Below are 13,589 nucleotides of genomic sequence, written 5' to 3' on the forward strand. Positions count from 1 at the left end.
AAGCGATTGTGAAAGGAAACAATCGCTTTTTTTGTGAAAATATAATAAAATAGATAGGAAAGAATCAATACTTGTATGAAAAATGAGACGGTCTTTCCGTCTAGTAAAAGGAAAATATGACAAAAAAAGTTGGTGTCGGTCAGGCACATAGTAAGATTATTTTAATAGGGGAGCATGCGGTCGTTTACGGTTATCCTGCCATTTCTCTGCCTCTTTTGGAGGTGGAGGTGACTTGTAAGGTAGTTCCTGCAGCGAGTCCTTGGCGTCTCTATGAAGAGGATACCTTGTCCATGGCAGTTTATGCTTCGCTGGAGTATTTGGATATCAAAGAAGCCTGCATTCGCTGTGAGATTGACTCGGCTATCCCTGAGAAGCGGGGGATGGGTTCGTCAGCTGCTATCAGCATAGCGGCCATTCGTGCGGTATTTGACTATTATCAGGCAGAACTGCCTCATTATGTACTAGAAATCTTGGTCAATCGAGCTGAGATGATTGCCCATATGAATCCTAGTGGTTTGGATGCTAAGACCTGTCTCAGTGATCAGCCCATACGTTTTATCAAGAACGTAGGATTTACAGAGCTTGAGATGGATTTATCTGCCTATTTGGTGATTGCCGATACTGGCGTTTATGGTCATACTCGTGAAGCCATTAAAGTAGTTCAAAATAAGGGCAAGGATGCCCTACCGTTTTTGCATGCCTTAGGAGAATTGACCCAGCAGGCAGAAGAAGCGATTTCACGAAAAGATGCTGAAGGCCTGGGACAAATCCTCAGTCAAGCGCATTTACATTTAAAAGAAATTGGTGTTAGTAGCCCTGAGGCAGACTCTTTGGTTGAAACGGCTCTTAGCCATGGTGCTCTGGGTGCCAAGATGAGTGGTGGTGGGCTTGGAGGCTGTATCATAGCCTTGGCAGACAATTTAACACAAGCACAAGATTTAGTAGAAAGATTAGAAGAGAAAGGAGCTGTTCAGACATGGATAGAGAGCCTGTAACAGTACGTTCCTACGCAAATATTGCTATTATCAAATATTGGGGAAAGAAAAAAGAAAAAGAGATGGTGCCTGCTACTAGCAGTATTTCTCTGACTCTGGAAAATATGTATACGGAGACGACCTTGTCGCCTTTACCGACGGATGCGACTGCTGATACCTTTTATATCAATGGTCAGTTACAAAACGAGGCCGAGCATGCCAAGATGAGCAAGATTATTGACCGTTATCGTCCAGCTGGTGAGGGCTTTGTTCGAATTGATACTCAAAACAATATGCCTACCGCAGCGGGGTTATCCTCAAGTTCTAGTGGTTTGTCTGCCTTGGTCAAGGCTTGCAATGCTTATTTTCAGCTTGGATTGACTCGGAGCCAGTTGGCACAGGAGGCTAAGTTTGCATCAGGCTCTTCCTCTAGGAGTTTTTATGGACCACTAGGTGCTTGGGATAAGGATAGTGGGGAAATTTACCCTGTAGAGACAGACTTGAAACTAGCCATGATTATGTTGGTCTTGGAGGACAAGAAAAAACCAATCTCTAGTCGTGACGGGATGAAACTCTGTGTGGAAACCTCGACGACCTTTGATGACTGGGTCCGTCAGTCTGAGAAGGATTATCAGGATATGCTGGTTTATCTCAAGGAAAATGACTTTGCCAAGGTTGGGGAGTTAACGGAGAAAAATGCCCTTGCTATGCACGCTACGACAAAAACTGCGTCTCCAGCCTTTTCTTATCTGACCGATGCATCTTATGAAGCCATGGATTTTGTTCGTCAACTTCGTGAGCAAGGAGAAGCCTGCTACTTTACTATGGATGCTGGTCCCAATGTCAAAGTTCTCTGTCAAGAGAAAGACTTGGAGCATTTATCAGAAATCTTCGGTCAACGTTATCGCTTGATTGTGTCAAAAACAAAGGATTTGAGCCAAGATGATTGCTGTTAAAACTTGCGGAAAACTCTATTGGGCAGGTGAATATGCTATTTTAGAGCCAGGACAGTTATCTTTGATAAAGGCCATCCCCATCTATATGAAGGGGGAGATTGCTTTTTCAGATAGTTATCGTATCTATTCGGATATGTTTGATTTCGCAGTGGACTTGACATCAAATCCTGACTACAGCTTGATTCAAGAAACGATTGCTTTAGTGGAAGATTTCCTGATTTATCGAGGTCAAACTTTAAAACCTTTTTCTCTAGAAATTCGTGGAAAAATGGAACGAGAAGGGAAAAAGTTTGGTTTAGGTTCTAGTGGCAGCGTCGTTGTCTTGGTTGTCAAGGCTTTACTGGCTCTGTATAATCTTTCAGTGGATCAGGAGCTCTTGTTCAAGCTGGCTAGCGCGGTCTTGCTCAAGCGCGGAGACAATGGTTCTATGGGAGACCTTGCCTGTATTGTGGCAGAGGATTTGGTTCTCTACCAGTCATTTGATCGCCAGAAGGTGGCTGCTTGGCTAAAAGAAGAAAACTTGGCGACTGTTCTGGAGCGTGATTGGGGCTTTTCAATTTCACAAGTGAAACCAACTTTAGAATGTGATTTCCTAGTGGGATGGACCAAGGAAGTGGCTGTATCTAGTGACATGGTTCAACAAATCAAGCAAAATATCAATCAGAATTTTTTAAGTTCCTCAAAAGAAACGGTGGCTACTTTGGTAGAAGCCTTGGAGCAAGGAAAAGCTGAAAAAATCATTGAGCAGGTGGAAACAGCCAGTCAGCTTTTAGAAGGCTTGAGCGTAGATATTTACACGACTTCGCTTAGACAGTTGAAAGAAGCCAGTCAAGATTTGCAAGCTGTTGCTAAGAGTAGCGGCGCTGGTGGTGGTGATTGTGGTATTGCCTTGAGTTTTGATGAGCAATCAACTGAAACCCTAAAAAACCGTTGGGCCGATCTGGGGATTGAGCTCTTATACCAAGAAAGGATGGGATATGACGACAAATCGTAAGGATGAGCACATCCGCTATGCCCTTGAGCAGAAAAGTTCCTATAATAGCTTTGATGAGGTGGAGCTGATTCATTCTTCCTTGCCTCTTTACGACCTGGATGAAATCGATCTGTCGACAGAGTTTGCTGGTCGAAAGTGGGACTTTCCTTTCTATATCAATGCCATGACGGGTGGAAGCGATAAGGGAAGAGAAATCAATCAAAAGCTAGCTCAGGTGGCAGAAGCCTGTGGTATTTTGTTTGTAACGGGCTCTTATAGTGCGGCCCTCAAAAATCCATCAGATACCTCTTTTTCTGTCAAGGCTAGTCATCCAAATCTCCTTCTTGGAACCAATATTGGATTGGACAAGCCTGTTGAGTTGGGACTTCGGACTGTAGAAGAGATGAATCCTCTTCTCCTGCAGGTGCATGTCAATGTCATGCAGGAATTGCTCATGCCAGAGGGAGAAAGAAAGTTCAGAAGCTGGCAATCGAATCTAGCAGACTATAGTAAACAAATCCCTGTTCCTATTGTCCTCAAGGAAGTGGGCTTTGGAATGGATGTGAAGACCATCGAGAGAGCCTATGAACTGGGCGTTCGTACAGTGGACCTATCAGGTCGTGGTGGTACCAGCTTTGCCTATATCGAAAACCGTCGCAGTGGTCAACGTGACTACCTCAATCAATGGGGACAGTCTACTATGCAGGCCCTTCTCAATGCCCAAGATTGGAAAGAAAAGGTTGAACTCTTGGTTAGTGGAGGTGTTCGGAATCCGCTGGATATGATTAAGTGCTTGGTTTTTGGGGCCAAGGCTGTAGGCCTGTCTCGAACAGTTCTGGAATTGGTTGAAACCTATTCAGTTGAAGAAGTGATTGGCATTGTCCAAGACTGGAAAGACGATCTACGCTTGATCATGTGTGCTCTTAATTGTGCCACCATAGCAGAACTGCAAAAAGTAGACTATCTTTTTTATGGAAAATTAAAAGAAGCAAAGGATCAGATGAAAAAGGCGTAACTACCGCCTTTTTTCCATCTTCAGACCGAGGTGACTTTTTTGAATTGTGATAAAATAGAAGGGAGAGGATACATGTATGAGAAAATTTAAAATCTTTTTATTTATCGAAGCCTGTCTTTTGACAGGAGCTCTGATTTTGATGGTGTCAGAGCATTTTTCACGTTTTCTGCTGATTCTATTCCTCTTTTTACTTTTGATTCGCTATTACACTGGTAAAGAGGGCAATAACCTTCTGTTAGTGGTGGCAACCATTCTCTTCTTTTTCATCGTCATGCTCAATCCCTTTGTGATTCTAGCGATTTTTGTTGCGGTCATATACAGTCTCTTTCTTCTTTATCCGATGATGAATCAGGAAAAAGAGCAGACAAATTTGGTGTTTGAAGAGGTGGTGACGGTTAAGAAGGAGAAAAATCGTTGGTTTGGGAATCTCCATCATTTTTCAAGCTACCAGACTTGCCAGTTTGATGATATCAATCTCTTTCGTCTTATGGGCAAGGACACCATTCATCTGGAGAGGGTCATCCTAACCAATCATGATAATGTTATTATCCTCAGAAAGATGGTAGGAACAACCAAAATCATTGTACCTGTAGATGTTGAAGTCAGTCTCAGTGTTAATTGTCTTTATGGGGATTTGACTTTTTTCAATCATCCCAAGCGAGCCCTCCGCAATGAACACTATCATCAGGAAACAAGAGACTATCTCAAGAGTAACAAGAGCATCAAGATTCTCTTGACCACTATGATTGGGGATGTGGAGGTGGTCAGAGGATGAAAAAACAAGCTTATATAATCATTGCTATTACCTCCTTCCTCTTTGTCTTATTTCTCTCCCACAGCTTGCTGGAAATCCTTGATTTTGACTGGTCTCTTTTTCTGCATGATGTCGAAAAAACAGAAAAATTTGTCTTTTTGTTGTTGGTTTTCAGCATGTCCATGACCTGTCTCTTAGCCCTGTTTTGGCGAGGTGTGGAAGAGCTTTCTCTAAGAAAAATGCAGGCCAATCTCAAGCGTTTATTGGCAGGGCAAGAAGTGGTTCAGGTTGCAGATCCAGATTTGGATGCCAGCTTTAAGTCCTTATCTGGCAAACTTAACCTCTTGACAGAAGCACTTCAAAAGGCTGAAAATCACAGTCTTGCTCAAGAAGAGGAAATCATCGAGAAAGAACGGAAGCGAATTGCTCGGGATTTGCACGATACTGTCAGTCAGGAGTTGTTTGCGGCTCACATGATTTTATCAGGTGTCAGTCAGCAGGCTTTGAAACTGGATAGAGAAAAGATGCAGACCCAGTTGCAGAGTGTTACAGCTATCCTTGAAACAGCCCAGAAGGACTTGCGGGTCTTGCTCTTGCATTTGAGACCAGTTGAACTGGAGCAGAAGAGTCTGGTTGAGGGAATTCAAATCCTCTTAAAAGAGCTTGAGGACAAGAGTGATCTCAAGGTTGCTTTCAAGCAAAATGTGACGAAATTGCCCAAGAAGATTGAGGAGCATATTTTCCGAATCTTGCAGGAGTTGATTAGCAATACCCTTCGCCATGCCCAGGCCTCTTGTCTGGATGTCTATCTCCATCAGACGGATCTTGAATTGCAACTGAAGGTGGTGGACAATGGGATTGGTTTCCAGTTAGGGAGTTTAGATGACTTGAGTTATGGACTCCGTAATATCAAGGAGCGGGTTGAAGATATGGCAGGTACGGTTCAGTTATTAACAGCTCCCAAGCAAGGGCTGGCAGTTGATATTCGTATTCCCTTGCTCGATAAGGAATGATAAAGGAGTAAAGATGAGAATTTTACTAGTAGATGACCATGAAATGGTCCGCTTGGGCTTGAAAAGCTACTTTGACCTCCAAGACGATGTAGAAGTTGTGGGCGAGGCTGCAAATGGGTCTCAAGGTATTGACTTGGCCTTGGAACTGCGTCCAGATGTCATTGTCATGGATATTGTCATGCCTGAGATGAATGGGATTGACGCGACCTTAGCTATCCTTAAAGAATGGCCTGAATCCAAGATATTAATTGTCACATCTTACTTGGACAATGAAAAAATCATGCCGGTCTTGAATGCTGGTGCCAAAGGCTATATGCTCAAGACTTCTAGTGCAGACGAACTGCTCCATGCTGTCCGTAAGGTGGCTGCTGGGGAGTTAGCCATTGAGCAAGAGGTCAGTAAGAAGGTCGAATACCACCGCAATCATATGGAGCTTCACGAGGAATTGACTGCGCGTGAGCGAGATGTACTTCAGCTGATCGCTAAGGGTTATGAAAATCAGCGCATTGCAGATGAACTCTTTATCTCCCTCAAGACGGTTAAGACCCACGTGTCTAACATTCTTGCCAAACTTGAAGTCAGCGACCGCACCCAGGCGGCGGTCTATGCCTTTCAGCATCACTTGGTGGGGCATGAGGAGTTTTAGATGAGTCTAACAGATTTACTTGAGGAGCTAGAAGCAGCAAAAGATTCAAAAAAGTCAGGGCCCATGGAAGCCTATATGCGCCATCAATTTTTCTTCCTAGGTATTGCGGCTCCTGAAAGAAATGCACTCTATAAAAAATACTTTCCAAAAGCGAAAAAAACAAAGATTATCGACTGGAATTTTGTAGATACTTGCTGGAGAAAGGAGCCTAGAGAATACCAATATGTGGCTGCTAATTATTTGAAAGCAATGCAGTCTTATCTAACGGAGAACGATTTACCTAAGCTTGAGCGGTTAGTCGTCACAAAATCCTGGTGGGATACCGTAGATATCCTAGATCGAGTAGTAGGGAGTTTGGTGTATGACCACCCTGAACTAGAAGAAATAATCTTAAAATGGAGCCTATCAGATAATATCTGGCTGAGACGTGTCGCTATTGACCACCAGTTGTTAAGAAAAGAGAAGACCAATGTTCAATTAATGGAAAAGATTCTGCTTCATAATTTGAACCAAACAGAATTCTTTATCAATAAAGCCATTGGCTGGGCTCTAAGAGACTACTCCAAAACCAATCCAATTTGGGTAGCAGGCTTCATTGAGAAAAACAAGGAAAGAATGGCTGACCTTAGTATCAAAGAAGCAAGCAAGTACCTCCCCTATCATTGAAAAGCGCATTCATTACTTGAAAAATGTCGCCCATTTATGTTATAATAGACTGTATTTAAAAAATTTTAAGGAGAAATGACAGAATGTCTGTATCATTTGAAAACAAAGAAACAAACCGTGGTGTCTTGACTTTCACTATCTCTCAAGACCAAATCAAACCAGAATTGGACCGTGTCTTCAACTCAGTGAAGAAATCTCTTAATGTTCCAGGTTTCCGTAAAGGTCACCTTCCACGTCCTATCTTTGACCAAAAATTTGGTGAAGAGTCACTTTACCAAGACGTTATGAACGCTCTTTTGCCAAATGCTTATGAAGCAGCTGTAAAAGAAGCTGGTCTTGAAGTGGTTGCTCAACCAAAAATTGATGTAACTTCAATGGAAAAAGGTCAAGACTGGGTTATTACAGCTGAAGTCGTGACAAAACCTGAAGTAAAATTGGGTGACTACAAAAACCTTGAAGTATCAGTTGATGTAGAAAAAGAAGTAACTGACGCTGACGTTGAAGAGCGTATCGAACGCGAACGCAACAACTTGGCTGAATTGGTTATCAAGGAAGCTGCTGCTGAAAACGGCGACACTGTTGTCATCGACTTCGTTGGTTCTATCGACGGTGTTGAATTTGATGGCGGAAAAGGTGAAAACTTCTCACTTGGACTTGGTTCAGGTCAATTCATCCCTGGTTTCGAAGACCAATTGGTAGGTCACTCAGCTGGTGAAACTGTTGATGTTATCGTAACATTCCCAGAAGACTACCAAGCAGAAGACCTTGCAGGTAAAGAAGCTAAATTCGTGACAACTATCCACGAAGTAAAAGCAAAAGAAGTTCCAGCTCTTGACGATGAGCTTGCAAAAGACATCGATGAAGAAGTTGAAACACTTGCTGAATTGAAAGAAAAATACCGTAATGAATTGGCTGCTGCTAAAGAAGAAGCTTACAAAGATGCAGTTGAAGGTGCAGCAATTGATAAAGCTGTAGAAAACGCTGAAATCGTAGAACTTCCAGAAGAAATGATTCACGAAGAAGTTCACCGTTCAGTAAACGAATTCCTTGGAAACTTGCAACGTCAAGGTATCAACCCTGACATGTACTTCCAAATCACTGGAACTACTCAAGAAGACCTTCACAAACAATACGAAGCAGAAGCTGAGTCACGTACTAAGACTAACCTTGTTATCGAAGCAGTTGCCAAAGCTGAAGGATTTGATGCTTCAGAAGAAGAAATCCAAAAAGAAGTTGAGCAATTGGCAGCAGATTACAACATGGAAGTTGCACAAGTACAAAGCTTGCTTTCAGCTGATATGTTGAAACATGATATCACAATCAAAAAAGCTGTTGAGTTGATCACAAGCACAGCAACAGTTAAATAATCTTAATAGATAAAAATCCCACCTGCTTAGGTGGGATTTCTTATGCGCTATTTTCCGAAAATCTCTTCAAACCACGTCAGAGTCGCCTTACCGTACTCAAGTACAGTTTGCGGCTAGCTTCCTAGTTTGCTCTTTGATTTTCATTGAGTATTAATAAACAAAAATCCCACCTGAATTGGTGGGTTTTCTTGTGCATTATTTTCCAAAAATCTCTTTGAGATCTGCGTCTGTAATCCCAATCATGGCTGGGATGCTGTTCCAGTTTTCTTCGGTTAAGATGTAGGATTGTTCAGAGGCGCTTGATGTGGCAGTTTCAGAGACAGCTTGTTGCTTTTCTTCAATATTTTCAATTAAATCGCTGAATCGTTCAATCAGATAGGTTTTTCGGGCAGTTCCGATATGCTGGGTAGCATAGTCAAAGGCTTGTAATTCGCCTAGTAAGATAAGCTTGCTTTTGGCGCGTGTAATGGCTGTGTAGATGAGATTACGCTCCAGCATACGCCTACTAGCACTGGTAATGGGTAGGATGACAACAGGGAACTCACTTCCCTGAGACTTATGGATACTCATGGCATAGGCCAAGCGAATCTTGTACCATTCGTTACGTGGGTAAGAGACCTCATTGCCATCAAAATCAATGACAATCTCGTCTTGTTTCGATTCGGTGTATTTACCAGGAATCAGGTCTGTGATGGCTCCCAAATCCCCATTAAAGACATTGATTTCAGCATCGTTGACCAAGTGAATGACCTTATCGCCCTTACGATAGTGGCACTGGGGAGCTTCAAAACTGAGCTGGTCTTTTTGTGGTGGATTGAGGAGGTCTTGCATGAGCTGGTTGATGGCATCAATCCCTGCCGCTCCTCGGTACATGGGAGCCAGAACTTGGATATCACGGGCAGGGATGCCGCTTCTGAGGGCAGCGCCTAAGATTTTTTCAATGGTGGCAGGAATATGACCGCTAGCAATTTCAAAGTAGGAACGGTCTGCTTTTTTCTGGGTAAAGTCAGCTGGCAGGATACCCTGTCGAATCTGACTAGCTAGGGTGACGATGGTTGATTCTTCGCTTTGCCGGTAGATTTTTTCCAAGCGGGTCTGAGGAATCAAAGGGATATGAAGCAGATCAGCTAGAACTTGGCCAGGACTGACAGAAGGTAGCTGGTCGCTGTCGCCCACGATGAGGATTTTACTGTTAGAAGAGATGTTGGAGAAGAGTTGATTGGCCAGCCAAGTATCGACCATAGAAAATTCGTCAACAATGATAAAGTCAGCATCCAGATAATCTTCCAGATGACTGGTATCGTCGTCACCTGTCATTCCTAAGTGGCGGTGTATGGTCGCGCTAGGCAAACCTGTTAATTCATTCATACGCCGAGCTGCTCGTCCAGTTGGAGCGGCAAGAAGAATTGGCAGGTTGCTTTTTTTCCTGAGGTCGAGTCCTTCTAAAAGGGAATAAACAGTGATGATCCCATTGATAACAGTCGTCTTACCAGTACCGGGCCCACCTGTCAGGATAAAGACCTTGTTCTGGATAGCATCACAGATAGCCTGTTTTTGAATGCTATCATACTCAATTCCCAGTTCTTGCTCGACAGTAGTGATATGTTTTTGAATGGTTTCTAAATCTTGGCTCTTCTGTTTTCCTTTTTCAAGGATACGAACCAAGTGACTGCGGATGCCTTCCTCAGCGAAAAAGAGACTGTTATCAAAAATTTTGGTATCAATCTGCTGAACCTTGTCTTCTTCGATGAGGTAGGAGAGTTCTAGAGCTACTTGGCTGGGATCCAGTTCCACGGGACGAGAAGACTCAAGGAGAGTAAGGGTTTGTTCTAGCAAATCTCTTGCTTCAACATAGGTGTCCCCTGTTTCCATACAGGCCTGAAAAAGACTATGTACTAGACCGGCGCGGAAGCGTTCAGGAGCCTGACTTTCGATACCTAACTCCTCTGCCAGTTGGTCAGCAATAGTAAATCCCAAACCCTTGATATCCTCAACCAGTTGGTAGGGATAATTTTCAACCACATCAAGGGTTTCTTCCTTGTAAAAGTCTTGAATCTGAAAGGCTAGTTTATTGGGAATGCCGTAGTTGGCTAGTTTGGCTAAAACCATCTCGGTTCCGTAGTTGAGACGAAGAGTGGAGACGAATGCCTCGCGATTTTTTGCAGAGAGTCCTGCAATGCCTTCTAGCTTTTCGGGGTGTTGCAGAATTTCGTCAATGGTATTGTCACCATAGGTATCCACGATTTTCTGAGCTGTTTTGAGACCAATTCCCTTGAAATGGCTACTTGAAAAGTACTTGACCAAGCCCTTGCTAGTTGGTTTTGAGCGTTCATACCGGCTGATTTGCAGTTGCTCCCCATACTTGGAGTGCTGGACAATTTGCCCCCAAAAAGTATAGTCTTCTCCCTCAATTACATCAGCCATGGTACCGGTGACAATGATTTCAAAATCATCAAAATCCTCTGCGTCCGTATCTTCGATTTCTAGGAGGAGGATGCGATAAAAATTGCTGGGATTTTCAAAAATAATCCGTTCAATGGTTCCTGAAAAATAAACTTCCATAAAATTCCTTTGCATGAATAGGTGAGATTTTTACTATATTCAATAAACGATCACTTCTCACTATAGAAGAAGAGGCTGAGATTCTTGATTCTCGGCCTCTTAGGTCTCTTAAAATGTTCCGATACGGGTGATTGGCCAGAAGCGGAATTTAGCTTCCCCTGTGATATCTTTTGCTTTGAAGGTACCTACGTGGCGGCTGTCGCTCGAAACCAAGCGGTCATCTCCGAGGAGAAGGTATTCTCCTTCTGGAACAGTAAAGCTAAAATTGGTATTGTAGTTGACATCAACTGTGAAGGCTTGAGCTTTTTCAGCGATACTTCTAAAGAAAGTTCCTTTATTTCCTTCAAATCCCTTGCCTGAGTAGGTGCTTTGGAGTTTGTCGTCCTTGAAGCGTTTGATGTAGTCAGCTAGGTAAGGCTCATCCGTCTCTTTATCATTGATGTAAAGTTTATCGTTTTCGTAACGGATGGTGTCACCAGGCATTCCGATGACACGCTTGACGATGTCCTTATTGCCATCTTCCTCATGGGCAACCACGATATCAAAACGGTCAATAGGGAGGTGTTTGACAACAAAGAGGATTTCGCCATCCGCTAGGGTAGGATCCATGGAATGTCCTTCTACGCGGACATTACTCCAAAAAAAGATACGGCTCAAAGCTAGTAATGACAGAATCAGGAGGAACAATCCCCACTCTTTTAGGAAATTTTTAAATGAATTCATAATTTACCTTTCTAAGCGTTTTTTCGCTTTTTCAGTATTTTTAAAGTGCAGTTTGGCGCAGAAGTTAAGTCCCTGCATACCATAGGCTTGCAAAATCTGGCTAGCTACCTTATCAGAAGCCGTTCCAGCCCCACTTGGAAGTTGATAACCCAGTTCTCGTCCTAGATTTTCAAGATTTTCCAGAAAGAGATCACGCGCAATGATAGAAGAAACTGCTACAGCCAAGTATTTACCCTCAGCCTTTTCTTCTAAGCTGATAGAATTGCTGAAACGATTGGCCTCTTGTGCCAAGTACTTGTCATAATTTTTAGCACTGGTAAAGGCATCAATCACAATTTTCTCAGGTTGAACACCTTTTTGAAGGAGGAGGTAGATAGCCTGATTATGGAGGGCTACCTTAACCGAAACAGCATTGTAGCGCTCTCCGATGACCTCGTTGTACTTGCTTGGTGAGAGAAGCAGTGCCTGGTGCTGGATTTTTTCTTTGAGGATAGGGGCAATCTGACGGATCTTTTGGTCGGTCAGAGTCTTAGAATCTCCCACACCGAGTTTTCGTAAGAAATCATGCTGGTCAGGTGTGACAAAGGAAGCCACAACTGCAAGCCCACCAAAGTAGGAACCATTTCCAACCTCATCTGTTCCAATCAAAGGGAAATTTTGTCCGCTGGATTCTTCTACAACCTCATAGCCCAAGAAACTGGCGTATTTCTCAGCCCCTTCACCCTGAAGCAAGACCTTTCCAGAAGTATAGATAGAAGCCGTTGCTTGAGGTAGTCTCAAAAAGTAGCGGATATAGGGATTCTTACTGGGAGCCAGACTGGTTTGATAGTGTTCAAGAAAAGCCTGAATCTCCTTTTCACTTGGTGTGAGTGTTATACTTGCCATAGTTTCTATTGTACCACAAAAGCAGGCAAATTTGTAAAAACTGACAAAATTAGCGAATTTTGGTATAATATCGTGAGGTGAATTTTATGGCAAATCTAAATCGATTCAAATTTACATTCGGGAAAAAATCATTAACCTTGACAAGCGAACATGATAACCTTTTTATGGAGGAAATCGCCAAGGTTGCTACAGAAAAATACCAAGCAATTAAAGAACAAATGCCTAGTGCAGACGATGAAACAATCGCTCTTTTGTTGGCAGTTAACTGTTTGTCAACTCAACTCAGTCGTGAGATTGAATTTGATGATAAGGAGCAAGAATTAGAAGAACTCCGTCACAAGCTTGTGACTTGCAAGCAAGAACAGAGCAAGATTGAGGATTCCTTATGATTTCACTCCTTCTTCTATTGGTCTTGGCTTGGGGATTTTATATCGGCTATCGGAGAGGCCTGCTCTTACAGGTTTATTACCTGATTTCAGCCATGGCATCTGCTTTTGTGGCTGGCCAGTTTTATAAGGTGCTGGGAGAGCAATTTCATTTGTTGCTCCCTTATGCAAATCCGCAGGAAGGTCAGGGAACTTTCTTTTTCCCATCGGATCAACTCTTTCAGTTGGATAAGGTCTTTTATGCAGGGATCGGCTACTTGCTTGTATTTGGGATTGTCTATAGCATCGGTCGTTTGCTTGGTCTCTTGTTACACTTACTTCCTAGTAAAAAACTGGGTGGCAAGTTGTTCCAAGTTTCAGCAGGCATTTTGTCCATGTTGGTGACCTTATTTGTCTTGCAAATGGCTTTGACCATCTTGGCGACCATCCCCATGGCAGCTATACAAAATCCTCTTGAAAAGAGTATCGTCGCAAAACACATCATCCAGAGCATACCAGTAACAACCAGTTGGCTCAAACAAATCTGGGTGACAAATTTAATCGGATAAAAAGGGCAGGAGTTTTCCTAGCCCTTTGTTTACAGATTGACTAGAATCTATCAGAATGTAAAAAGCTAATACTCTTCGAAAATCTCTTCAAACCACGTCAGCTTCCATCTGCAACCTCAAA

Annotated in this window: 14 protein-coding genes; 11 read left to right on the plus strand and 3 right to left on the minus strand. The window is 42.9% G+C overall.

The features are described from left to right. The first annotated feature begins 116 nt into the window (after positions 1-116). From mvk to tig, 9 genes are all read left to right on the plus strand, one after another. Positions 117-995 (plus strand): mevalonate kinase, encoded by an 879-nt coding sequence (gene mvk / locus QZ359_RS05795; RefSeq protein ID WP_293963962.1) that lies wholly within the window; start codon positions 117-119, stop codon positions 993-995. Beyond that, the gene (gene mvaD / locus QZ359_RS05800) at positions 977-1,930 is read left to right on the plus strand and encodes a diphosphomevalonate decarboxylase (protein WP_293963963.1); all 954 of its coding nucleotides are present in this window, start codon (positions 977-979) and stop codon (positions 1,928-1,930) included. The genes mvk and mvaD overlap by 19 nt, the downstream gene beginning before the upstream one ends. Further along, positions 1,917-2,924, plus strand: coding sequence for a phosphomevalonate kinase (locus QZ359_RS05805; RefSeq protein ID WP_293963964.1), 1,008 nt, complete (start codon positions 1,917-1,919; stop codon positions 2,922-2,924). Before mvaD ends, QZ359_RS05805 begins: the two co-directional genes overlap by 14 nt. Then, positions 2,908-3,918: a type 2 isopentenyl-diphosphate Delta-isomerase gene (gene fni, locus QZ359_RS05810; RefSeq protein WP_293963965.1), complete on the plus strand. Its 1,011-nt coding sequence runs from the start codon at positions 2,908-2,910 to the stop codon at positions 3,916-3,918. The genes QZ359_RS05805 and fni overlap by 17 nt, the downstream gene beginning before the upstream one ends. Before the next feature lie 76 nt (positions 3,919-3,994). Continuing rightward, entirely contained in the window at positions 3,995-4,693 is a 699-nt protein-coding gene (gene liaF, locus QZ359_RS05815) for a cell wall-active antibiotics response protein LiaF (protein ID WP_173268195.1), read from the plus strand. Next, positions 4,690-5,685, plus strand: a complete 996-nt coding sequence (locus QZ359_RS05820) for a sensor histidine kinase (protein WP_293963966.1) — start codon at positions 4,690-4,692, stop codon at positions 5,683-5,685. Before liaF ends, QZ359_RS05820 begins: the two co-directional genes overlap by 4 nt. A gap of 13 nt (positions 5,686-5,698) precedes the next feature. After that, entirely contained in the window at positions 5,699-6,331 is a 633-nt protein-coding gene (locus QZ359_RS05825; protein ID WP_293963967.1) for a response regulator transcription factor, read from the plus strand. After that, positions 6,332-6,997, plus strand: a complete 666-nt coding sequence (locus tag QZ359_RS05830) for a DNA alkylation repair protein (RefSeq protein ID WP_293963968.1) — start codon at positions 6,332-6,334, stop codon at positions 6,995-6,997. Between the two features lie 83 nt (positions 6,998-7,080). Next, positions 7,081-8,364: a trigger factor gene (gene tig, locus QZ359_RS05835; protein ID WP_293963969.1), complete on the plus strand. Its 1,284-nt coding sequence runs from the start codon at positions 7,081-7,083 to the stop codon at positions 8,362-8,364. A 195-nt stretch (positions 8,365-8,559) separates the two neighbouring features. On the opposite strand, the gene QZ359_RS05840 is transcribed toward tig, so the two are convergent. From QZ359_RS05840 to rnhC, 3 genes are all read right to left on the minus strand, one after another. Next, positions 8,560-10,926, minus strand: coding sequence for an ATP-dependent RecD-like DNA helicase (locus tag QZ359_RS05840; protein WP_261219288.1), 2,367 nt, complete (start codon positions 10,924-10,926; stop codon positions 8,560-8,562). Positions 10,927-11,034: 108 nt separating this feature from the next. Further along, a complete protein-coding gene (gene lepB / locus QZ359_RS05845; protein WP_004245100.1) occupies positions 11,035-11,649 on the minus strand; it encodes a signal peptidase I in 615 nt (204 codons plus the stop codon). Positions 11,650-11,652: 3 nt separating this feature from the next. Further along, positions 11,653-12,534, minus strand: coding sequence for a ribonuclease HIII (rnhC, locus tag QZ359_RS05850; RefSeq protein ID WP_261219289.1), 882 nt, complete (start codon positions 12,532-12,534; stop codon positions 11,653-11,655). Positions 12,535-12,620: 86 nt separating this feature from the next. Between rnhC and zapA the strand changes: the two genes are divergently transcribed. After that, positions 12,621-12,923: a cell division protein ZapA gene (gene zapA, locus QZ359_RS05855; RefSeq protein WP_000002019.1), complete on the plus strand. Its 303-nt coding sequence runs from the start codon at positions 12,621-12,623 to the stop codon at positions 12,921-12,923. Next, entirely contained in the window at positions 12,920-13,468 is a 549-nt protein-coding gene (locus QZ359_RS05860; RefSeq protein ID WP_293963970.1) for a CvpA family protein, read from the plus strand. Before zapA ends, QZ359_RS05860 begins: the two co-directional genes overlap by 4 nt. Positions 13,469-13,589 lie beyond the last annotated feature (121 nt).

It is taken from the genome of Streptococcus sp. (genome assembly GCF_019414905.1).
Taxonomy (GTDB): domain Bacteria; phylum Bacillota; class Bacilli; order Lactobacillales; family Streptococcaceae; genus Streptococcus.

What these genes read in the sequence shown, in the direction of transcription:
- lepB (WP_004245100.1), bottom strand. Translation starts at nt 11,649, where the DNA reads ATGAATTCATTTAAAAATTTCCTAAAAGAGTGGGGATTGTTCCTCCTG.
- QZ359_RS05860 (WP_293963970.1), top strand. Translation starts at nt 12,920, where the DNA reads ATGATTTCACTCCTTCTTCTATTGGTCTTGGCTTGGGGATTTTATATC.
- mvaD (WP_293963963.1), top strand. Translation starts at nt 977, where the DNA reads ATGGATAGAGAGCCTGTAACAGTACGTTCCTACGCAAATATTGCTATT.
- liaF (WP_173268195.1), top strand. Translation starts at nt 3,995, where the DNA reads ATGAGAAAATTTAAAATCTTTTTATTTATCGAAGCCTGTCTTTTGACA.
- zapA (WP_000002019.1), top strand. Translation starts at nt 12,621, where the DNA reads ATGGCAAATCTAAATCGATTCAAATTTACATTCGGGAAAAAATCATTA.
- QZ359_RS05840 (WP_261219288.1), bottom strand. Translation starts at nt 10,926, where the DNA reads ATGGAAGTTTATTTTTCAGGAACCATTGAACGGATTATTTTTGAAAAT.
- QZ359_RS05830 (WP_293963968.1), top strand. Translation starts at nt 6,332, where the DNA reads ATGAGTCTAACAGATTTACTTGAGGAGCTAGAAGCAGCAAAAGATTCA.
- QZ359_RS05820 (WP_293963966.1), top strand. Translation starts at nt 4,690, where the DNA reads ATGAAAAAACAAGCTTATATAATCATTGCTATTACCTCCTTCCTCTTT.
- QZ359_RS05825 (WP_293963967.1), top strand. Translation starts at nt 5,699, where the DNA reads ATGAGAATTTTACTAGTAGATGACCATGAAATGGTCCGCTTGGGCTTG.
- rnhC (WP_261219289.1), bottom strand. Translation starts at nt 12,534, where the DNA reads ATGGCAAGTATAACACTCACACCAAGTGAAAAGGAGATTCAGGCTTTT.
- QZ359_RS05805 (WP_293963964.1), top strand. Translation starts at nt 1,917, where the DNA reads ATGATTGCTGTTAAAACTTGCGGAAAACTCTATTGGGCAGGTGAATAT.
- tig (WP_293963969.1), top strand. Translation starts at nt 7,081, where the DNA reads ATGTCTGTATCATTTGAAAACAAAGAAACAAACCGTGGTGTCTTGACT.
- fni (WP_293963965.1), top strand. Translation starts at nt 2,908, where the DNA reads ATGACGACAAATCGTAAGGATGAGCACATCCGCTATGCCCTTGAGCAG.
- mvk (WP_293963962.1), top strand. Translation starts at nt 117, where the DNA reads ATGACAAAAAAAGTTGGTGTCGGTCAGGCACATAGTAAGATTATTTTA.